The sequence below is a fragment of the Flavobacterium glycines genome, assembly GCF_900100165.1.
GTDB classification, from domain to species: Bacteria; Bacteroidota; Bacteroidia; order Flavobacteriales; family Flavobacteriaceae; genus Flavobacterium; species Flavobacterium glycines.
Genome location: NZ_FNEO01000011.1, coordinates 75723 through 97199, shown reverse-complemented (window position 1 = coordinate 97199; position 21477 = coordinate 75723). Strand labels below are relative to the sequence as shown.

Here is a 21477-nt window from a genome sequence, read left to right as displayed (position 1 = left end):
AAAAACTACTATTCAGCGCATTATATGGTTTCGTAAAAAAACACTTCTTTACGGTTTCCCGTAAAAAAATCATCTTTATTATCTCTAAATTTGAATTAATTCTTTCAAAGAATCAATTAGGTCAAATAAAGAAATAAACTATGAAAACCATAAATAGTTGTTTTAAACTTGTATTTATTGGGTTATCAATCACCCTAACCTCATGTAAAAAAGAAAGAATTAATCTTGAAAAAGAAAGAATTTCTTCGGTAGATAATTTTAAAAAACATTCTTATAAAAAGATTGATTCAACAACAAAGGAACAATTTTATTACTATTCAGAGACAAGCAATAAAAAATACAATCATCGTATTACAGGCAAAGATGATAGCGGTAAAAATGTCAAAGGGGTTATTAATCTTGAATCAGAAATAGGAATTGGTGTTATAAAGAAAGATAACGATGTTAAAGAAATTGAAATCGTAAGTGAATCTGTCAATTCTGACAAAATAATTGCAACCGACATAAATGGATTTCAATATAGATTAAAATTCGACGATGAATAATCTTCTTTAAGTCTTTTGTTTTTTCTTTCTGGCAGCCGGAAATAATACATTATTCAAAATCAGGCGATAACCTGGTGAATTAGGATGCAGATCTAAAACTGTGGGAGCATCTCCTACTTTATGCTGATAATCTTCCGGATCATGACCTCCGTAGAAACTAAACATTCCTTTTCCTTTTTGACCATGAATATATCGCACTTCTCCATTTAGTTCACATATTCCCAAATTCAGCACACCGGATTTAATTAAATCAGCATCAAAAGCTGTAGTTTGTCCCATAAAACCTTTAATAAGCTGTGTATGATTTTGACACAACATACTTGGAATTGGATCCCACTTAGCCGAAAATTCCATTAAAGTAAAATAATCTTTTTCTATAGGAACAAATCTTTTCTCAGTCATATCAATATCCGAAAACTCATATCGCTCAGGTCTTCGTTCCAAAACAAAATTCTTGAATGCGAATGAATTATTATAATTGAGTTTAGATTGATAATTAGATTCACTTGGATCTCCGTCAAACATCGATTCGCAAATATCAACTCCATCAGCAGCCAAAGCAATATCAAAACTATCCGTTGCCGAACACATAGCAAACATGAATCCGCCACCAATAACAAAATCTCTGATTTTTTTGGCTACCGCTCCTTTTTCCTGTGAAACTTTAGAAAAACCTAATTTGGTTGCAAGGTTTTCAGCTTCTTTTTTTTGTTCGATGTACCAAGGTACATTTCGATAGGAACCATAAAACTTGCCATACTGTCCTGTAAAATCTTCGTGATGTAAATGCAACCAATCGTAAAGAACCAATTGGTCACTTAAAACTTCTTCGTCATAAATGGCAGTAAAAGGGATTTCGGCATAAGTTAAAACCAAAGTAACTGCATCATCCCAAGGCTGTTTCCCTTTAGGAGTATACACCGCAATTTTAGGAGCTTTCTCTAAAATTACATTTTCCATATTTTGAGACGGACTTGCTATTTCGTTCAAAATAGACTGCTCTTCAGCATCAGAAAGAATCTCAAAACTTACACCTCTAATCTGACATTCTTTGCGAATTTCAGTAGCATCCGGCAATAAAAAAGAGCCTCCGCGGTAATTCAACAACCAGCTCGCTTTATATTTTTTATCCAAACACCAGTAAGTAATTCCGTAGGCTTTTAAATGATTTTGTTGCGAAGACTCATCCATTGGCAACAAAATAAAAGAAGCCTTAACCGAATAAGAAAATAAAACAACAACAACAAAAACAGCTATTTTTTTTAAAACCATTGGAATGTTTTATTTCAAATATAGCCTTTTTAAATTAAAAAGGCATATCATCATCGTCGTCATCATTCAAATTACTTCCAAAAGCTTCATGAGCTGATGGTAAATTTTTAGTAATAAAACCATGATCGTCCTGATTATTCATTGAAGAAGGTAAATCATCATCAAATCCACTACTGTAATCATCCAAATTATCAAACTTACCTAAATGACCTAAGAATTTCAAACGAACATTTTCGATTCCTCCATTACGGTGTTTAGCAATCATAATTTCGGCTTGACCAGTAGTTGGAGCTGCTTCATCATCATCCCACTCTTCAATTTTATAATATTCCGGACGATACAAAAAGGATACAATATCAGCATCTTGCTCAATTGCTCCCGATTCACGTAAGTCAGAAAGCAAAGGTCGTTTACTGGAACCACGGGTTTCAACGGCACGTGATAACTGAGAAAGTGCAATAACAGGAACATTCAATTCTTTAGCCAAGGCTTTTAAGTTTCGGGAAATAGTTGAAATTTCCTGTTCACGGTTCCCTCCTCCTTTAGCATTTCCTCCAGCAGTCATTAACTGCAAATAATCAATAATAATAATCTTTATGCCATGTTGTGAATGCAAACGTCTTGCTTTTGCTCTTAAATCAAAAATAGAAAGAGAAGGTGTATCATCAATAAATAAAGGTGCTTTTTCTAAGTCTTTAACTTTAGTACTTAACATCGTCCATTCGTGTGGTTCTAATTTACCAGTACGTAATTTCTCAGAAGACAAACCTGTTTCAGATGAAATTAAACGGGTAATAAGTTGTACTGATGCCATCTCAAGCGAAAAAACCGCTACTCCATGTCCGTAATCAATTGCCATATTTCTTGCCATTGACAATACAAAAGCTGTTTTTCCCATCGCAGGACGGGCGGCAATAATAATTAAATCACTTGGTTGCCAGCCGGAAGTCAATTTATCCAAATTAGTAAAACCGGTTTCAACACCACTTAGTCCTTCTTTCTTACTAATTTCTTCAATTTTCTTTTTGGCTTGTAATACTAAACTTTGAGCTGTTTCTGAACTTCGTTTAATATTCCCCTGAGTAACTTCATAAAGTTTGGATTCAGCTTTATCTAACAAATCAAAAACATCAGTAGTTTCATCATAAGAATCTTCAATAATTTCAGTTGAAATACGAATCAAACTACGTTGGATAAATTTCTGAAGAATAATTCTGGAGTGAAACTCGATATGAGCCGAAGACGATATTTTTTGGGTTAGCTGAATTAAATAAAAATCACCTCCTGCCAACTCTAATTTTCCGTTCTTTCTTAACTGCGCAGAAACTGTCAACAAATCTATCGGTTGTGTTTCGGTAAACAACTGAACAATCGCCTCAAAAATATGTCTGTGCGCTTCTTTATAAAATGCATCAGGTTGTAGAATATCAATAACATCATCTACCCCTTTTTTATCAATCATCATAGCTCCCAACACAGCCTCTTCTAAATCAACAGCTTGCGGAGGAAGTTTCCCTTTTTCCAGGTTTATAATTGTAGACTTATCGACCTTAACCGGTTTAACATTCTTGAAATTTTCCATACTACGAAAGTAAAACAAATTTTAAAAAAAACACATTTTAGTTATCACTAGAATATGTTTACAACTGTAACTTTTTTGTTTATAACCCAAAAAAAATCCGTCTCGTTTATAAACGAGACGGATTCTATATTCTTAAAATGAAATGCTATTCTTTGAACTCACCCATTTTAGTATATTTATCCATTCTCTGAGCAATTAAATCAGCTGTTGATAAATCTTTCAATTCATTGTATCCTTTCAAAATATATTCTTCAACTGTTTTAAAAGTAGTTTCTCTGTCATAATGTGCTCCTCCCAGAGGCTCAGGAATAACATCATCAACTAATTCCTGTTTTTTCATATCAGAAGAAGTCAATTTCAATGCTTCAGCTGCTTTCTCTTTGTATTCCCAGCTTTTCCATAAAATAGAAGAACAAGACTCTGGAGAAATAACCGAATACCAAGTATTTTCTAACATATAAACACGGTCTCCTACTCCAATTCCCAAAGCTCCTCCTGAAGCTCCTTCCCCTACAATAATAGAGATAATTGGCACTTTTAGTAAAACCATTTCGTAAATATTTCTGGCAATTGCTTCACCTTGTCCGCGTTCTTCAGCTTCTAAACCAGGATAAGCTCCCGGAGTATCGATTAAAGTAACAACCGGAATTCCAAATTTCTCAGCCATTTTCATCAATCGCAAAGCTTTACGATATCCTTCAGGATTTGCCATCCCAAAGTTTCTATATTGACGTGTTTTAGTATTGTATCCTTTTTGTTGACCAATAATCATAAATGACTGACCTCCAATTTTCCCTAAACCACCTACCATGGCTTTATCATCCTTGAAACCTCTGTCTCCATGAAGTTCTAAAAAAGTATCTCCGCAAAGCCCTCTAATATGGTCTAAAGTATATGGACGGCTTGGATGTCTTGAAAGCTGTACTCGCTGCCATGCGGTAAGATTTCCATAAATATTCTTTTTGGTCTCAACCAATTTTTCATTGATTTGATCACATGTAGCCGTTACATCAACATCTGATTCCTGTCCAATAATTTGACATTTTTCTAATTGCTCTTCAAGTTCTTTTATTGGAAGCTCAAAATCTAAATATTCCATAGGATTTGTGCGTTATTATTTTATTTAGAAGTGCAAATATAAAACTTTAAATCATTTACACCTTCTTATTTTTTTATTTTACTCTCAATTGATAAAGATACTTTCTATTATAACATTCTTAATAAACAGAATACAAACAATATCAACTTATTAAAAATCAACACCTAATTATTCAATTCTATTTTTGCCCTTTCATTCTATACTTTCTCTCTTTGTAAAGATAAGATGCCGTTGTTATATGAGCCAAAGCATCTTTAGCCATTTCAGGATTTAACTTTACAGGTATTAACACTGTATCATTTTTCATTTCAAATTGCAAAGGCTCTTTATTTGGCTGTAAAACAACCACTTGATTTTCTATACGAAAGGCATTATTATCATGAAATTGCATAATAGCTCTACCCGGTACATTAGAAGACAATTGCATTAAATTTCGTCCGGGCATTGGATTCATAATATCCATTCCTATAAAATTCAACAAGGTAGGAGCAACATCAATTTGGCTGCATAATTTAGTATATTTTTCTCCTTTAGGAACATTGGGACCTATCAGCAAAGCAGGAATATGAAACTTATTAATAGGTACTAAATTCTTTCCATAAGTTCTTGTGTTATGATCGGCAATGACTAAGAAAATAGTATTCTTAAAATAAGCTTCTTTTTTAGCCAGTTCAAAAAACTTCCCAATAGAAAAATCGGCATATTTCATGGCATTATGTACTGTATTTTTCTTTTTGTCATACAATTGAATTCTGCCGTCAGGAAACTCAAAAGGTTCATGATTGGATGTCGAAAACATTAAAGAAAAGAAGGGTTTATTCCCCATTGATTTAAAATAGGAATTAGCCTTTACTGCTAAATCTTCATCCGAATACCCCCAGGTTCCTTTAAAAGCCGCTTTACTCTTATCATAATCTTTTTCGTCTATAATTTTACTAAAACCATTTCCATTAAAAAAGGCAGCCATATTATCAAAATTAGCCATACCTCCATAAATAAAACTGGTTTGATAGCCTTTCTCCCTTAAATTTTCGGCAAGTGTGTAAAAACCAGTTTGTGAATTACTCAATTTTACCACACTTTCTGACGGAGACGGAAGAAAACCGGTAACAACAGCCTCTATCCCTCTCACACTTCTTGTTCCTGTGCAATACATATTGGTGAACAACAAACCTTCTTTAGTTAGCTTATCCAATTCCGGAGTTAAAGGCAAACCACATAAACTTCCCACATATTCTGCTCCCAAACTTTCCTGTAAAAACACCACAACATTATAAGACTTAGCAAGTGAATTGGATGTTTTTTGCAAATGCATTAAAGGCAATTCTGAATCGGTAAAATTAGCCTCTGGCACTTCCATATATTTTTTGACACGTTTAATAGCCTCCTGAGCATCCATTTTTCCGTACATCTTAGCTGCGTCTCCTTCATTTTTAAGTGAATACAAAGCAAAACTAACCGTGTACAGCGAATTCAAACCTAAAGAATTAGTCAATTGATCGGTAGAAAAAATCGCATTACTTGCATTAATAGGTCTTTTAGAAACCAAACTGGAACGTGCCCCAAAAAACAACAAAAACGCTACCAAAGGAAACAAAATCAGCTTTGTACGATAAGCAACAAATTTAGGATAAAACCAAAACGGCGCTTTTTTAATTGAAAAACACAAAGCAATTCCTATTGCTATAAAAAAAAGCACCATAGAAGTCATGTAACTCTTTATTAAAGTTCCCACCACTTCTTTTGGGTAAATCAAATAATCAATAAACAACTTATTAGGTCTTGTGTCATATTCCTTGATAAAATCATAACTAGCCAACTCCATAAAGAACAACAAAAACAAAAACACCAGAAAATAGAAACTGAAAAATTTCTTTATTTTTTGCAAATAATTATCCGGCAAGACAGACAACAGTAAGACTGGTAAAAATGAAATATAGCTTAACAAAATAACATCCATTCGCAAACCTATTGGAAAAAGCATCCAATAATCCGGTGTTTGCATCACACGTTCTTTAAAAACAAAAAACAATGCCAGACGACTAATGGTAGTAATTAACAAACCAATAAAAAAGAAATTAAGTATTGGTTTTATAAAAATGATTTTCTTCATTATAATTCAAAATTATTAAGAGGGAATGTTACTTTTTGATATTCTTGAGTAAAATTTAGCCTAAATGCCACTGCACTAGTTTTTAATTTTCATTTTCAAGCTGTGTTTGTGTTTTAAAATCCCGTTTAAAATTACTACTGCGATTATCAAAACAGCCCCTCCATAAAAAGAAGCACTCATTTTTTCTTTTTCACCAATAATAAAATAAGCCAAAACAATCCCGTAAACCGGCTCTAAATTTGTAGTCAGCATCACAGTGTACGGACTTAATTGTTTCATAACTTTTACCGAAGCTGTAAATGCATAAGCCGTGCAAATTGAAGACAAAACAAATAACAACAGCCAATTATTGACTGAAACCTGAAAGAAATCTAATGTGAATTTGTTTTGAAAAATAAAATAGCAACTAATAAACAGTAAACCGGCCAAAAACTCATAAAACGTAATCACAGCCGAATCGTGTTTTTGAATCAGTTTTCCATTTGACAAAGTGAATAAAACTCCTAAAACAATAGAAACAAAAGCAAACAGCATCCCTTTAAAATAAGACACCTCAACCTGCATGATAAATGACAATGCTGCAATAATTACCAAACCAAAAAAGACTTCGTACCAAAGTACTTTTCTCCCGTAAAATAAAGGTTCTAATAAAGATGCTAAAAAAGCTCCCAATGAAAATACCGCTAAAGTAATCGACACATTAGAAACATGGATCGCATGAAAGAAAAAAATCCAATGCAATGCAATAAGCAATCCCACAAAAGTCAGTTGTAATAAAGAAGTCCAGGGAATTATAAAAGATCTCCCGGAAAAGAAAATATACGAAGCTAAAAACAAAGCTGCCATAAGCATTCTGTACCACACAATCTCGTCGGCCGGAATACTTATTAAAGCGCCTAGTATGGCTGTAAATCCCCAAATAAAAACAATTAAATGAAGATTGAGATAACTTTTAAGTCTATCGTTTGGCATTGCGCAATAAATAAACAGCCAGAATTCCAAAAACAAAATTAGAAAACCAAACCGCTACAAAAGGTGAAAAAGTTGATTTTTCGGCTAATACTCCAAATATTTTATCGAAAAAAACGAAACCAAAAGCAACAGCAATTCCGATACTAAGATTCATTCCCATACCTCCTCTGCGCTTCATTGAAGAAACGGCAACAGCTATAATGGTCAGGATAAATGCCGAAACCGGCACACTAAACTTTTTATACAATACTACCAAGTACACATTGATATTCGAAGATCCTCGTTTTTTTTCCTTGTCAATAAAATCAATTAATTTATCCAGACGCAAAGTCTCTGCAATATAAACTACCGGGGTTAAATCTTCGAGTTCAAATTTGAATTTTACATTTTTTTCAGGCAAGGCTTCGAGTTTATCCCCTTGTTTACCTACCGTCCTCTTGGTATAATCATACAAAGTATAAGTACTGTCTTTTTCATTCCACCTAATTCTGCTTGCGGTAATTTTGGAAACCATTTTCTCTTTGTCAAATTTCTCCAGAGCAAAATTAAAAGCCATTTTAGACGCCGGATTAAAATTGCTTACATACAAAAACTCTTTATCATTAAGCTGTCTGTAAACATCGGTATTATCGCCTCTCATACGCTCCTTACCATCACGTCTTAAATACGTATATCTGAAATTATTAAAACCTTCACTCGATACAGGAACCACATAAAATCCCATCAACAAAACAAAAATCGAAATGATAGTTGCCCCAATAAAATAAGGTCTTAAAAAACGGGTAAATGAAATTCCCGAACTCAATATGGCAATGATTTCGGTATTATTAGCTAATTTGGAAGTAAACCAAATAATTGATAAAAAGAGAAATATCGGAAATAAGGCATTGGCAAAATAAACCGTAAAATGATAATAATAAATAACAACTGCCAGAAAAGGAACCTTATTCTCAATCATGAAATTGATTTTCTCCGAAACATCAATGATAATCCCAATTGGAATAAACATCAGCAACATAGCCGCAAAAGTGGCTAAATATCTTTTTAAGATGTATTTATCTAGTATTGTTAACATAGTAAAGTTTAATTGATTTTTTGTTTAATCGTTTAACCGAATAAACGATTAAACAAATCAACATATTTTAAAGTCTTTGACTCATGTTTTTCACCATCATTTCTTTCCATGACCTGAAATCGCCTGCTAAAATATGCTTTCTGGCCTCACGAACCAGCCACATATAAAAACCTAAATTATGAATCGTAGCGATTTGCTTTCCTAAATACTCATTGGCAGCAAAAAGATGGCGCAAATAAGCTTTAGAATATTCTGTATCCACAAAGGTGATTCCCATTTCGTCAATTGGCGAAAAATCGGCCTCCCATTTTTTATTCTTGATATTGATGGTACCGTTAGCCGTAAACAACATTCCGTTTCTGGCATTACGGGTTGGCATCACACAGTCAAACATATCAATTCCTAAAGCAATATTTTCCAAAATATTAATTGGAGTTCCTACTCCCATCAAATATCTTGGCTTGTCTTCCGGCAAAATTTCAGTAACTACTTCAGTCATCGCATACATTTCTTCCGCTGGTTCTCCAACAGAAAGTCCTCCAATGGCATTTCCTACCTGACCGGAATTAGCAATATATTCAGCCGACTGACGTCGCAAATCTTTATAAGTACTTCCCTGAACAATGGGGAAAAAAGCCTGATCATATCCATATTTTACAGGCACTTTATCCAAATGATTAATACAACGATCTAACCAACGGTGCGTCATGTGCATCGAACGCTTAGCATAATTGTAATCGCAGGGATAAGGTGTACATTCGTCAAAAGCCATGATGATATCAGCCCCAATGGTACGCTGAATTTCCATTACATTTTCCGGAGTAAAAGTATGGTACGATCCATCAATATGTGATTTAAACTTTACTCCTTCTTCCTTAATTTTTCTACTATTCGAAAGTGAATATACCTGATAACCTCCCGAATCAGTCAAAATATTACGATCCCAATTCATGAATTTATGCAAACCACCCGCTGCTTCTAAAATTTTAGTTTGCGGACGCAAATACAAATGATAGGTATTTCCAAGAATAATATCAGGATTAATTTCTTCTCTTAACTCTCTTTGATGCACCCCTTTTACTGAGGCAACGGTACCTACCGGCATAAAAATTGGCGTTTCAATTACACCGTGATCTGTAGTTATACTTCCTGCTCTTGCTTTAGAAAGTGGGTCTTTTTGTAATAAATCAAACTTCATACTAAGGTTTTTCTCCCAATTGTTCTCCCGACTATTCGGGAGCGCAAAGATAGTTTAATTTAGAAAAAAGCTACACCTTTTTAACAGCAAACTAACGCTTTAAAAAACATTGTTTTTCACCATTAAAATTAAAAGCAATTAAGCATTAAAAATATTTTGTTCCGTTATTAATACTTTTATGAACTTATTTTAAAAAACTACAAGAATACCAGCTAAGACAAACTTGAAAACTTATATGACTTATATGGTTTAAAATAGTGGTATTAATATTTGTAACTTTGTATTATCAATAATTACAAATACAATGAAACTCAACATCCAAGATACTTTCAACAAAGAATTACCCGCCGACCCAATTACAGAAAACTACGTCAGACAGGTTGAAAATGCTTGTTTTTCATTTGTAACACCTACAAAAACAGTCAATCCTCAAATCCTCCATGTTTCGCCGGAAATGCTCGAAAACCTAGGATTATCCAAAGACGATTCGCAAACAGAAGAATTCAAAAATGTGTTTACCGGAAACGAAATTTTGACCAATACCCAGCCTTATGCCATGTGTTATGGCGGACACCAATTTGGTAACTGGGCAGGCCAACTGGGCGATGGCCGCGCGATAAATTTAACCGAAATCGTTCATAACAACAAGCGTTGGGCTATCCAACTCAAAGGCTCCGGAAAAACACCTTATTCCAGAACCGCCGACGGACTGGCTGTTTTACGCTCTTCCATCCGCGAATATTTATGCAGCGAAGCGATGTTTCACTTAGGCGTTCCTACTACACGTGCTTTGTCACTTGCTTTATCAGGCGATCCCGTTTTAAGAGACATGCTTTACAATGGTAATCCTGCTTACGAAAAAGGAGCCATCGTTAGCAGAATCGCACCCAGCTTTTTGCGTTTTGGAAACTATCAAATTCTGGCAGTCCGCAATGATGTTCCAACACTCAAAACCTTAGTTGACTATACTATTAAACATTTTTATGCCGAATTAGGAACACCTTCAAAAGAAACTTATTTACAGTTTTTCAAAAAAGTAGCCGAAAACAACCTTGAGATGGTTATTCATTGGCAACGAGTAGGTTTTGTACACGGAGTAATGAATACCGATAATATGTCAATCCTGGGATTAACCATCGATTACGGTCCTTACGGCTGGCTCGAAGGCTATGATTACGGTTGGACACCTAATACGACCGACTCCCAACACAAACGCTATCGCTACGGAAACCAACCTAATATTGTACTTTGGAATTTATACCAACTCGCCAATGCATTATATCCATTAATTGGAGAAACAGAAGGATTAGAAGCTATTCTATCCGATTTTGGTACTTCGTTCGAAAAAAAATACCTAAACATGATGCGTTCTAAAATTGGACTTTTCACCGAAAATGAAAACGATCAAAAACTCATTCAGGAATTAGAAAACAATCTGCACTTGACCGAAACCGACATGACTATTTTCTACCGAAATCTAAGTCGTTTTACAAAAGAAAATATGGAATCCGGATTCAAAACCATACAAGATGCTTTCTACAACACAAACGAACAATCACTTGAATTAATTGAAAGCTGGGAAAAATGGTTCGAAAGTTATAGCCAAAGATTGCTATTAGAAAAAGAAACGGATACTGAACGTGCTGAAAAAATGAATCGCATCAATCCGAAATATGTGCTACGTAATTACATGGCACAACTGGCCATTGATGCTGCCGATAAAGGCGACTACAGCATAATAGACGAACTTTTCAATCTATTAAAAAATCCTTATTCTGAACAGGAAAATCAGGAAAAATGGTTTGCTAAACGCCCCGACTGGGCCAGAAATAAAGTAGGATGTTCTATGTTGTCATGTAGTTCTTAATTTTGAATTATAATATATCAAATCTTAAAAGTACAGGGAAGCTGTACTTTTTTATTTTGTAAGAAAAAACAAAATATATTTTTATTAGATTTGTTTTAAACATAAATAACTAGAAGTATGAAAAAAATACTATTTTTTGCACTTTTAATCAATTTCAGCTGTAATCACACAGAAAAAATCGGTGATTATAATTACACAAACGCTTTTAAAAAGGTCAATTCAGATGGAATAATGTACACTTACAAATTGTATATTAACCCAAAAAATGACACTGTTTTTTCAACACTCGTCAAGGGACAAAAATTCGAATTTCAATCAGACACAGATACAATCTTTGCTTCAGGAGATCTACAAGTAAAGAAAATCGATAATGATTATTATATTACAACAAAACAATATTACATCAACGGATATGAAAAAAGTACAACAATAGATTCGATTATTAGAACATATAAACAATTACGAGAAGGTAAAGTAAGATTTTGTAAAATAGTTTATTATGAGAAAGGCAAAGAAAAAAAATTCAATTTCGATTATACACATAAGCCATCAGACACTAATTTAAAGAATCCACCACCACCGGCTAAACAATTTTAAGCGAAGATTTTTTAAACACTTAAAATCAAAGAACATATTAAATAACAATGAAAATATCTGAAACCCTAAGAATATTAGCAATAATCTGGTTCACCGAAACATTAATATCGTGTGCACTATATTTCGCAACAGAGATGTTTACACAAAATATTAACATCCGACCAATACTCTTACTAAAAACCTTCCACGCTTTCTATTATTATCCGCCTTTATTAATAATTTATTATTTCAGAGAAAAAGAATTTACCGTTAAATTCTTCTGTTATACTAATACTATAGTGTTTATTTCCATCTCGATTATACTTAGCTTAATAATAAAAGACACTTACATCTTATTTTTGGATTTTTCTTTTATATGCAATTTATTAGGCATAATATTAGCTCCCTTTTTGCTAAAAAAAATAAACACAAGAATACCTGAACATCTCAGAATTTATTAAAAAAAGAAAACATTTTCATTCATCTGATTTTTTATTATACTAATTTTATATAGTAAATCTAATTTTATAGATTTGTATCATCCTTATAGAATTACAAAAACTATGAAACACACCTTATTAATAGTTCCAGGATTAGGCGATTCAACAACCGGACATTGGCAGGACAATTGGTTACAGTATTTTCCAAATACCAAAAAAGTAGTTCAGGATAACTGGAACCAACCACAATTACAAGATTGGTTAAAAAACTTAGATACTACAATCAAAAGCATCGAAACACCTATCGTTATTGTAGCACATAGTCTGGCGGTTTCATTAGTAGCACATTGGTCACAACAAAATGATACCGAAAAAATTATTGGTGCTTTATTAGTTGCTCCGGCCGATGTGGAATCGGCTGAACATACCCCGGAAGAAATCTGGAACTTTGCTCCTATTCCATTATCAAAATTAAACTATCCATCTATTGTAATTACCAGTTCAAACGATCCCTACATTTCGGTTGAAAGAGCTGAATTTTTGTCTCAAAAATGGGGAAGTCACTTTTATAATGTAGGTCCAAAGGGACACCTCAACTTTGCTTCTCAATTAGGACTTTGGGAAGAAGGACAGGAAATATTAGAAAGATTACTACAATCAATTAACGAAAACAAAAATTAATTAAAAGCCTCATTTGAGTTTTTTTGCTACTATAACGTTTTCTAACAAATAACTAGTAAAATCATTTTATAACAGCTAGCAGTAAAATTGTTATAATACTTTTATTTTGACCTCTAAAAATATTCCTAAAATAATTTTGAAAATGATTTCAAATAATTAAAACTATTAGAAAAATTAAAAGATGCTAATTCAGCCAGCAAATTTGATCAAATCACTAATAGCAATGACTTCATAAGTCTTGATTAAAAAAAATTAGTGTAAAAAATACATTTATAAAATCTATATCTCTTTGTACAAAATAGAATCAAAAGTTCATTTTCAGCTATAAACCTTATTCTAATTGCTTTCAAACAATTCCAAAAATCATTTGTCTTACGGGAAAATAAAAATTACATTTGCAGCAGTTTAACTTTTACGATCAAAATGAAACCTAACACTCAACAATTAAACGATTTAATTATCCAAGTAAGAAGAGACATCCTTCGAATGGTACACGCTGTTAATTCAGGTCACCCAGGAGGTTCTCTAGGTTGTACCGAATTTTTGGTAGCCTTGTATCAAAACATCATGGACCGCAAAGAAGGATTTGATATGGACGGAATTGGAGAAGATTTATTTTTCTTATCAAACGGACACATCTCTCCGGTTTTCTACAGCGTTTTGGCTAGAAGTGGTTATTTCCCTGTAGCTGAATTAGCAACTTTTAGAAAATTAAATTCACGTTTACAAGGACACCCAACTACACACGAAGGTTTACCTGGTGTACGTATGGCTTCCGGATCTTTAGGTCAAGGATTATCTGTTGCTCTTGGAGCTGCTCAGGCAAAAAAATTAAATAACGACAATCATATTGTATATACACTTCACGGAGATGGTGAATTGCAGGAAGGTCAAAACTGGGAAGCAATCATGTATGCTTCTGCTAAAGGAGTAGACAATTTAATTGCAACTGTTGACCTTAACGGGAAACAAATTGACGGTACTACAAAAGACGTTTTAAATATGGGATGTCTTCGTGCTAAATTTGAAGCTTTTGATTGGGAAGTAGTTGAAATTACTAAAGGAAATGATGTTGAAGCCATCATTGGAGGAATGGCTGAAGCAAAAGCAAGAACAGGAAAAGGGAAACCGGTTTGTGTATTGTTACATACCGAAATGGGTAATGGTGTAGATTATATGATGTACAGTCATGCTTGGCACGGTAAAGCACCTAACGATGCTCAACTTGAAAATGCTTTATCTCAAAATTATAATACTGGAGGCAATTCAGATTATTAATAAAGTGTTCCTTTAGAATACTACCAAAAATCTAAAAAAGAAAATGAAAAAATATATAAATACAGGAAGTAAAGATACCCGTTCAGGTTTTGGAGTGGGAATGACTGAATTAGGTCAAAAGAATGAAAACGTAGTGGCACTTTGTGCGGATTTAATTGGATCATTAAAATTTGATGATTTCAAGAAAAACCACCCGGAGCGTTTTTTCCAAATCGGAATTGCTGAGGCAAACATGATTGGAATTGCTGCAGGTTTAACTATTGGTGGAAAAATTCCTTTCACAGGAACTTTCGCTAACTTCTCTACAGGAAGAGTTTATGACCAAATTCGTCAATCAGTTGCTTACTCTGATAAAAACGTAAAAATCTGTGCTTCTCACGCCGGATTAACTTTAGGAGAAGACGGTGCAACACACCAAATTCTTGAAGACATCGGTTTGATGAAAATGTTACCGGGAATGACAGTTATCAATACTTGTGACCACAACCAAACTAAGGCGGCTACAATTGCTCTTGCTGATCACCACGGTCCTGCTTATTTACGTTTTGGACGTCCGGTAGTTCCTAACTTTACTCCTGCTGACGAGCCTTTCGTAATTGGAAAAGCTATCATGTTAAACGAAGGTACTGATGTAACTATCGTTGCTACAGGTCACTTAGTTTGGGAAGCTTTAATTGCTGCTGAGAAATTAGAAGAAAAAGGAATTTCTGCTGAAGTAATCAATATCCACACGATTAAACCATTAGACGAAGAAGCTATTTTAAAATCTGTAGCTAAAACTAAATGTATCGTTACTGCTGAAGAGCACAACTACCTTGGTGGTTTAGGAGAAAGCATTGCAGGTGTATTAGCTTTAAACAATCCTACTCCACAAGAATTTGTGGCAGTTAAAGATAGTTTTGGTGAGTCTGGAACTCCTGAGCAATTGATGGAAAAATACAAATTAAACAACCAAGCGATTGTTGAAGCTGTAGAAAGAGTTATCAAAAGAAAATAATTCGTCCCGATAGCTATCGGGGACTAAATCTATAAAAAATCCCGTTTCGTAAGAGACGGGATTTTTGTTTTATTGAATATCACAATGTCTTTTTTAACATATAAGTCATGTAAGTTTTTGACTTAAACTTACATGACTTATATGTTAAAATTTTTATTGAGCATAAAGCAAAGACTGCATCACTTCAAAAGAAACACTTTCGTCTTCGTTGACAAAATATTTCAACAAGACCTCACCCCACATTTTACCATCACTGTAATCAGCAATGATCCATCGGTGATTTAAAACCTTTACTTTATTAATTACAAACTTATTCTCTCCTATCTGATCCTGACCTGTATAAGGATTCCCTTTTGGATTGGCATTTAAATCCATCAATTTCTCCTTAATCACAGGAATTAATTTTTCATACTGAATTGTTTTATTGGCTATAGCCGAATCAAAATAATTTTGAGCATTCTCATTTTTCTCTAACGAAAAATAATTGGCTTCATTTAATTTCAAATTGAGCGAATTCAAACTATCTTTTAATCTCTTAGAGGTTCTTTGATATCTGTCTTGTTCAAATTTCACTTCATTACTTAAAAACGAATAAGTAAAAACATTTATCAATACCAATAAAATAAAGGCATAAAGCAGAAAAGATCTTTTCATTGTTAAAATATTACAGGGTGATTTCTAAATTATCGTAAGCAAGGAATACATTTTCAGGAAGCTTTTGTTGCACTTCTTCATGAAATCCCATAACATGACTGATATGTGTAAGATAAGCTTTCTCAGGTTTTACCAAAGCAATAAAATCCAAAGCTTCCTCTAAATTAAAATGCGAAAAATGAGGTTCTTCCCGCAAAGCATTCACTACCAAAACTTTCAGATTTTTAAGTTTATCCATCTCAGTAGTCTCAATGGTTTTTACATCGGTCAAATAGGCAAAATCATCGATGCGGTACCCAAAAACCTGAAGGTCTCCATGCATAACATTCACTGGTATAGCCAATTTATCACCTATAAAAAAAGACTCATCATTCACCACTTCAATCGTTTTTACCGATGGAGCACCGGGATACTTATTAATTGTTTCAAAAACATAATCAAAACGGGCTTTCATATTTTCTATCACACGTTGATGCGCATAAATTGGCATTTCCCCTTGTCGGAAATTAAAAGGTCTGATATCATCCAAACCCGCAGTATGGTCAGCATGTTCATGGGTAAATATAATCCCGTCTACTTTATGACAATTTGAAGTCAGCATTTGTTGCCTAAAATCAGGACCACAATCAATAACATAGGAATAATTATCCCAGCGAATTAATACCGAAACCCGAAGCCTTTTATCCTTGCTATCCGAACTTTTGCATACAGGATGATCACTTCCTATAACCGGAATTCCCTGAGAAGTACCTGTGCCTAAAAAATATACCTTCAAATCTTATTTTTTTCACAAAAATAGGATTATTTCTCTTTTATTCCCCTAGCTATTTAATTAACTTTGTGACATCAGGCAAAAACATAAATTTAAACTAAAAAAATGGGTAGCGAAATAAAACTAAAAGGAGACAGAGTCATTGCTCAGGTCCCTTCAATAAAAGACAAGGCACTACGTATCAATTTAAACGAAAATATTTATGGAACATTTGCCGAGATTGGCGCAGGACAGGAAACAGTAAGACATTTCTTTAGAGCAGGAGGTTCTTCCGGAACTATCGCAAAAGCCATGTCAGCATACGATAAAGACTTTAGTGATGCTGTTTATGGTGTTGAAAAAGACGGTCGCTATGTTACCGAAAACCGGCTGAAGAAAATGCTCACCCACGAAGTCGATTTAATTGAAAAACGACTGAGTCGGGACAAGCATCCCAACAAAATGTTTTTCAGCTACGCCAATACGGTAGCCACAATAGATTTTGCAAAACAATTCAAAGGACATGGTTGGGTAGGAATCAGTTACCAAATTGACCCTAACGAAGATTACAACGACATCATTCTTCATATTCGTTTTAAAGAAACCGATGCCAAGCTCCAACAGGAAACTCTGGGAATCTTAGGAGTAAACCTAATCTACGGTGCTTTTTACAAATACGACGATCCTAAAAAATTATTACGCTATTTATACGATCATCTCGACAAAGACCAACTGGAGATTGACACTATCAATTTCTCCGGTCCCCGATTTGCCGATGTGGACAACCGTTTAATCAGTTTGCAATTAGTTAAAAACGGAATGACCGATGCCGTAATGTTTAACCCAAAAGGAAAAAACATTCTGCCAGCCTCCGTTTTATACAAAAAAAATATCTTAGCCATCAGAGGAAGTTTCCGTCCGGTTACTAAGGTAAATATGGATATGTACGAGAAATCGATGCGTATGTTTCTCGAAGAAAATAAAGTGGACAAAGAAAATACCTTGGTTATTTTTGAAATCACCTTGTCCAACTTACGTTCGGATGGAGAAATTGATGAAAGAGATTTTATGGACCGCGCCGAATTACTTTGTTCATTAGGTCAAACAGTAATGATTTCGAACTTCCAGGAATATTACAAAGTAGTAGAATATTTTGCTAATTACACCAAAGCCCGAATGGGACTTGCCATGGGTGTCAACAACTTAGTTGATATTTTTGACGAAAAATACTATCGTCATTTAAGTGGTGGTATTCTGGAAGCTTTTGGAAAACTATTCTTCCGTGATATGAAAGTATTGTTGTATCCAATGATAGATGAAAATGGCGAAATCACAACTTCTGAGAATCTAAAAGTACATCCACGAATGAAAGAATTATACAAATTCTTTAAATTCAACGGAAAAGTAATTGATGTTGAGGACTACAATCCGGAAAATTTAAAAATATTCTCCCGTGAAGTTCTTAAAATGATTAATAACGGAATACCGGGTTGGGAATCGATGCTGCCTGCCGGAGTTGCAGAAATCATTAAAGAAAAACACCTTTTTGGCTACGACCCAAATAAGACTTTAGCGGAATAAAAGATATTGATTTTACAACGAACGCCACAAGTAGTTTCTATTTGTGGCGTTTTTGGATAAATGTAGTTCGCATCTCTATTTTGCAGTTTACAAGAAATTCATTTTTATCCTACAACTATTATAGTTCATTTGCGGCATAAATATTTAAATTTACTGTCATGAAAAAATTAATCTACTCTTTACTATTTCTATTAATAGGAATAAATTGTTCCTCTCAAAATCAAGAAAAACTTCCTGTAAAACCATGGGAAGACATAGTTGAAATAAATAATAACGAATACAATTCAATAACAAAATGGGATGCTGATATTTATGTCAATTTAGAAGGAAATTATACTCAAGAGGATTCTTTAATTATTGCTAAAACTTTAAAAAAACTAGACAATTTAACAGAAACGATATCTATCCAATTTTCAAAATCAGAGAAACCAAATTTTAAAATTAAATTTTTATATACTCCGCTAAAAGAAGGTAATGGTTATACAACAAGCCGTTTTGGTTCGATAGAAAGAGGTCAAGGCTATACAAGTTGCGAACTTTATATTTATAAAATTGATGAATCAGACACTGATGCAGAAATTAGAAAATCTTTAGAATCCAGAATAGCAAAAATGCTAGTTGGAGGCTCTTTTGCCTATCCACTAAGAGAAAAAAAAAGAAACAGCATCTTTAACCCAGTATATGGATTATCAAATAGCCAAATCCCTTTAGACCATAACGATCAAGAAATTATAAAAGAGGTTTATAAAAAAGGATTTGAAGAACGATTGGCAAAAGCCGAAATTCAATTTAAAGAAAGTATTATTAAAAAAATAGAAGATGCTAGAATTGCAGATAGAGATCGTAATTTATGGTGGGTAAGAAATCCAGCAGCAGTTATTTTTCTACCAGCGTTAATTATAGGTTTACTAGGGCTTTTTTTTATTAACAAAATTAACAAATCAATATCTATTAAAATTAAGAAAGACTGGCTTCGATTCGGTATCCTAGCTTTAGTAACCTTGTTGTTTACAGATATTCTAATCGTATTCTGTGTGTCTTTTTATGATTTTTTAACGATACCTGATAATTATCAAAATGTTCCAATAGTGAGAAATGATTCTATCATATCAACCACTTTTTTAATGCTTATTTTATTTCCTTTTCTTTATTTATTTCGCTTCATTGAGCTAAAAATTCAAAAAGCGGCAAATAATATATATACAAAAACCGGATTAATCTTTTTATCAACGGGATTTTTACCTTTTATATGTTTATTAACTATTAATTTTATTATTAACGGTTTTAGAGATGAACGTGATTTTCATCCTTTATCACAAATGTTTTTATTTATAATGACAATCGCAACTCTAAGAGCATTAATAGGGTATTTCATTTTTAAAGAAAGAAACTTAATTATAGAAAATGAAAATAAACTTACCAACTTAAAAGAACTAAAAGTCAAAGCAGAATTAAAATCATTACAATCTCAAATCAATCCTCATTTTTTATACAATTCCTTGAATTCCATAGCTAGTTTAGCACCTATTGATGCTGAAAAAACACAAAAAATGGCACATTCTTTATCTGATTTATTCAAATACTCTATCAATCGAAAAGATAAAAAAACGAGTACGGTTCATGATGAAGTCGAAATGGTAAAAACCTATTTAAACATCGAAAAAATTCGTTTTGGTGAGCGTTTACAATTTACCGTTCAGGTCGATTCAGCATTAGAAAATCATGAAATTCCTCTATTTTTAATTCAACCATTAGTAGAAAATGCTGTAAAACATGGTATTTCAAAAAATGAAGGTGTAGGCAAAATTGATTTAAAAATTTCGAAAGTACAAAATGAGATTAGCATTTCGGTGAGTGATAACGGTCCTGATTTTCCTGAAGGATTAGTAAGTGGTCATGGTTTACAAACGGTTTTTGATTTACTGCGACTAACTTATGGAGATAAAACGTCTTTAAATTGGACTAATACTCCCGAAAAAATGATTATCATTACCATTCCAGAAACTATATAATATGAACAAAAGATATTCTACTATTATAATTGATGATGAAGCACCAGCCCGACTGGGCTTAGAAAATTTACTAAAAGAATTTCCTGAAACTTTTAATATTGTTGATGCCGCACAAAATGCAACAGAAGCCCAGCAAAAAATTGAAGCTTTGAATCCTGATATTATATTCTTAGACATCGAAATGCCTGGCTGTACGGGTTTTGAATTATTAGAACGTTTAGAAACTATTCCAATGGTTATTTTTTGCACGGCTTATGATCAATATTCCTTGGAAGCTTTCGAAACTAACAGCATCGATTATCTCGTCAAACCTGTAAAATTAGAACGTATTGAAAAAACGGTACAGAAATTAAAAAACTTTCATAATAAAAGTTCTTCTGATGAAATTTTAAAAGTTTTAAAAGACATTTCAAATAGAAAAGAACCTAAAAAAATGACCTCAATTACGGTTAAAAAGAATGATAAAATCATTTTTATAAAACTTGAAGACATCTCTTTTTTTGAAGCCGATTCTAATTATACAACCATCCATTCAGAACAAGGAACGTTTTTAAGTACCGAAACGATTGCAAACTTGGAAAACAAATTACCCGATAATTTTTTACGTATTCATAGAGGAATCATATTAAACAAAGAATATATAAAAGAAGCCCAAAAATATTTCAACAGCCGATACATCATTACGCTAAATAATACTAAAAATACAAATATTACTTCGGGAAGAAGTTACTCTGAAAGTATAAAAATCAATCTTGGATTTTTTTAATCAAAAACAAAAAACGCC

At 33.3% G+C, this 21477-nt stretch carries 18 protein-coding genes; 9 read left to right on the top strand and 9 right to left on the bottom strand.

Annotated features, from left to right (window positions below; all coding sequences use genetic code 11):
- Positions 1 to 140: 140 nt before the first annotated feature.
- Positions 141 to 545 (top strand): hypothetical protein, encoded by a 405-nt coding sequence (locus tag BLR17_RS16280; RefSeq protein WP_066325140.1) that lies wholly within the window; start codon positions 141 to 143, stop codon positions 543 to 545.
- A 6-nt stretch (positions 546 to 551) separates the two neighbouring features.
- Here the strand turns inward: BLR17_RS16280 and BLR17_RS16275 are convergent, their stop codons facing one another.
- The 7 genes from BLR17_RS16275 to tgt form a co-directional block, all read right to left on the bottom strand.
- Positions 552 to 1817, bottom strand: coding sequence for an asparagine synthetase B (locus tag BLR17_RS16275; protein ID WP_066325141.1), 1266 nt, complete (start codon positions 1815 to 1817; stop codon positions 552 to 554).
- A 34-nt stretch (positions 1818 to 1851) separates the two neighbouring features.
- A complete protein-coding gene (dnaB, locus tag BLR17_RS16270) occupies positions 1852 to 3399 on the bottom strand; it encodes a replicative DNA helicase (protein WP_066325143.1) in 1548 nt (515 codons plus the stop codon).
- A gap of 145 nt (positions 3400 to 3544) precedes the next feature.
- Entirely contained in the window at positions 3545 to 4498 is a 954-nt protein-coding gene (locus tag BLR17_RS16265) for an acetyl-CoA carboxylase carboxyltransferase subunit alpha (protein ID WP_066325145.1), read from the bottom strand.
- Between the two features lie 178 nt (positions 4499 to 4676).
- On the bottom strand, positions 4677 to 6611 hold the full coding sequence (locus BLR17_RS16260; protein WP_066325148.1) for an LTA synthase family protein: 1935 nt from the start codon (positions 6609 to 6611) through the stop codon (positions 4677 to 4679).
- 75 nt (positions 6612 to 6686) lie between these two features.
- A complete protein-coding gene (locus tag BLR17_RS16255; protein WP_066325151.1) occupies positions 6687 to 7583 on the bottom strand; it encodes a DMT family transporter in 897 nt (298 codons plus the stop codon).
- Entirely contained in the window at positions 7570 to 8658 is a 1089-nt protein-coding gene (locus BLR17_RS16250) for an LptF/LptG family permease (RefSeq protein ID WP_066325154.1), read from the bottom strand. The genes BLR17_RS16255 and BLR17_RS16250 overlap by 14 nt, the downstream gene beginning before the upstream one ends.
- 67 nt (positions 8659 to 8725) lie before the next feature.
- Entirely contained in the window at positions 8726 to 9856 is a 1131-nt protein-coding gene (gene tgt, locus BLR17_RS16245; RefSeq protein WP_066325157.1) for a tRNA guanosine(34) transglycosylase Tgt, read from the bottom strand.
- Between the two features lie 304 nt (positions 9857 to 10160).
- Between tgt and BLR17_RS16240 the strand changes: the two genes are divergently transcribed.
- From BLR17_RS16240 to BLR17_RS16220, 5 genes are all read left to right on the top strand, one after another.
- Positions 10161 to 11723: a protein adenylyltransferase SelO gene (locus tag BLR17_RS16240; protein WP_066325160.1), complete on the top strand. Its 1563-nt coding sequence runs from the start codon at positions 10161 to 10163 to the stop codon at positions 11721 to 11723.
- 117 nt (positions 11724 to 11840) lie between these two features.
- Positions 11841 to 12320: a hypothetical protein gene (locus BLR17_RS16235; protein WP_066325162.1), complete on the top strand. Its 480-nt coding sequence runs from the start codon at positions 11841 to 11843 to the stop codon at positions 12318 to 12320.
- Between the two features lie 542 nt (positions 12321 to 12862).
- Positions 12863 to 13420, top strand: a complete 558-nt coding sequence (locus BLR17_RS16230) for an RBBP9/YdeN family alpha/beta hydrolase (RefSeq protein WP_066325163.1) — start codon at positions 12863 to 12865, stop codon at positions 13418 to 13420.
- Positions 13421 to 13843: 423 nt separating this feature from the next.
- Positions 13844 to 14698, top strand: coding sequence for a transketolase (locus BLR17_RS16225; protein WP_066325166.1), 855 nt, complete (start codon positions 13844 to 13846; stop codon positions 14696 to 14698).
- Positions 14699 to 14741: 43 nt separating this feature from the next.
- On the top strand, positions 14742 to 15695 hold the full coding sequence (locus BLR17_RS16220) for a transketolase family protein (RefSeq protein ID WP_066325169.1): 954 nt from the start codon (positions 14742 to 14744) through the stop codon (positions 15693 to 15695).
- Positions 15696 to 15848: 153 nt separating this feature from the next.
- Here BLR17_RS16220 and BLR17_RS16215 read toward each other — a convergent pair whose 3' ends face one another.
- Together BLR17_RS16215 and BLR17_RS16210 are read right to left on the bottom strand one after the other, a co-directional pair.
- A complete protein-coding gene (locus BLR17_RS16215; RefSeq protein ID WP_066325172.1) occupies positions 15849 to 16349 on the bottom strand; it encodes a hypothetical protein in 501 nt (166 codons plus the stop codon).
- Positions 16350 to 16359: 10 nt separating this feature from the next.
- Positions 16360 to 17124 carry an MBL fold metallo-hydrolase gene (locus BLR17_RS16210; protein ID WP_066325176.1) on the bottom strand — a complete coding sequence of 255 codons (765 nt, stop codon included), beginning with the start codon at positions 17122 to 17124 and terminating at the stop codon, positions 16360 to 16362.
- Positions 17125 to 17226: 102 nt separating this feature from the next.
- Between BLR17_RS16210 and BLR17_RS16205 the strand changes: the two genes are divergently transcribed.
- From BLR17_RS16205 to BLR17_RS16195, 3 genes are all read left to right on the top strand, one after another.
- Positions 17227 to 18681 (top strand): TonB-dependent receptor, encoded by a 1455-nt coding sequence (locus BLR17_RS16205; RefSeq protein ID WP_066325179.1) that lies wholly within the window; start codon positions 17227 to 17229, stop codon positions 18679 to 18681.
- 158 nt (positions 18682 to 18839) lie between these two features.
- A complete protein-coding gene (locus tag BLR17_RS16200; RefSeq protein ID WP_066325183.1) occupies positions 18840 to 20693 on the top strand; it encodes a sensor histidine kinase in 1854 nt (617 codons plus the stop codon).
- A 1-nt stretch (position 20694) separates the two neighbouring features.
- The gene (locus BLR17_RS16195; protein ID WP_066325188.1) at positions 20695 to 21459 is read left to right on the top strand and encodes a LytR/AlgR family response regulator transcription factor; all 765 of its coding nucleotides are present in this window, start codon (positions 20695 to 20697) and stop codon (positions 21457 to 21459) included.
- The last annotated feature ends 18 nt before the right edge of the window (positions 21460 to 21477 follow it).

Coding starts and splice junctions, on each gene's coding strand:
- BLR17_RS16280 (WP_066325140.1), top strand. CDS start 141: ATGAAAACCATAAATAGTTGTTTTAAACTTGTATTTATTGGGTTATCA.
- BLR17_RS16275 (WP_066325141.1), bottom strand. CDS start 1,817: ATGGTTTTAAAAAAAATAGCTGTTTTTGTTGTTGTTGTTTTATTTTCT.
- dnaB (WP_066325143.1), bottom strand. CDS start 3,399: ATGGAAAATTTCAAGAATGTTAAACCGGTTAAGGTCGATAAGTCTACA.
- BLR17_RS16265 (WP_066325145.1), bottom strand. CDS start 4,498: ATGGAATATTTAGATTTTGAGCTTCCAATAAAAGAACTTGAAGAGCAA.
- BLR17_RS16260 (WP_066325148.1), bottom strand. CDS start 6,611: ATGAAGAAAATCATTTTTATAAAACCAATACTTAATTTCTTTTTTATT.
- BLR17_RS16255 (WP_066325151.1), bottom strand. CDS start 7,583: ATGCCAAACGATAGACTTAAAAGTTATCTCAATCTTCATTTAATTGTT.
- BLR17_RS16250 (WP_066325154.1), bottom strand. CDS start 8,658: ATGTTAACAATACTAGATAAATACATCTTAAAAAGATATTTAGCCACT.
- tgt (WP_066325157.1), bottom strand. CDS start 9,856: ATGAAGTTTGATTTATTACAAAAAGACCCACTTTCTAAAGCAAGAGCA.
- BLR17_RS16240 (WP_066325160.1), top strand. CDS start 10,161: ATGAAACTCAACATCCAAGATACTTTCAACAAAGAATTACCCGCCGAC.
- BLR17_RS16235 (WP_066325162.1), top strand. CDS start 11,841: ATGAAAAAAATACTATTTTTTGCACTTTTAATCAATTTCAGCTGTAAT.
- BLR17_RS16230 (WP_066325163.1), top strand. CDS start 12,863: ATGAAACACACCTTATTAATAGTTCCAGGATTAGGCGATTCAACAACC.
- BLR17_RS16225 (WP_066325166.1), top strand. CDS start 13,844: ATGAAACCTAACACTCAACAATTAAACGATTTAATTATCCAAGTAAGA.
- BLR17_RS16220 (WP_066325169.1), top strand. CDS start 14,742: ATGAAAAAATATATAAATACAGGAAGTAAAGATACCCGTTCAGGTTTT.
- BLR17_RS16215 (WP_066325172.1), bottom strand. CDS start 16,349: ATGAAAAGATCTTTTCTGCTTTATGCCTTTATTTTATTGGTATTGATA.
- BLR17_RS16205 (WP_066325179.1), top strand. CDS start 17,227: ATGGGTAGCGAAATAAAACTAAAAGGAGACAGAGTCATTGCTCAGGTC.
- BLR17_RS16200 (WP_066325183.1), top strand. CDS start 18,840: ATGAAAAAATTAATCTACTCTTTACTATTTCTATTAATAGGAATAAAT.
- BLR17_RS16195 (WP_066325188.1), top strand. CDS start 20,695: ATGAACAAAAGATATTCTACTATTATAATTGATGATGAAGCACCAGCC.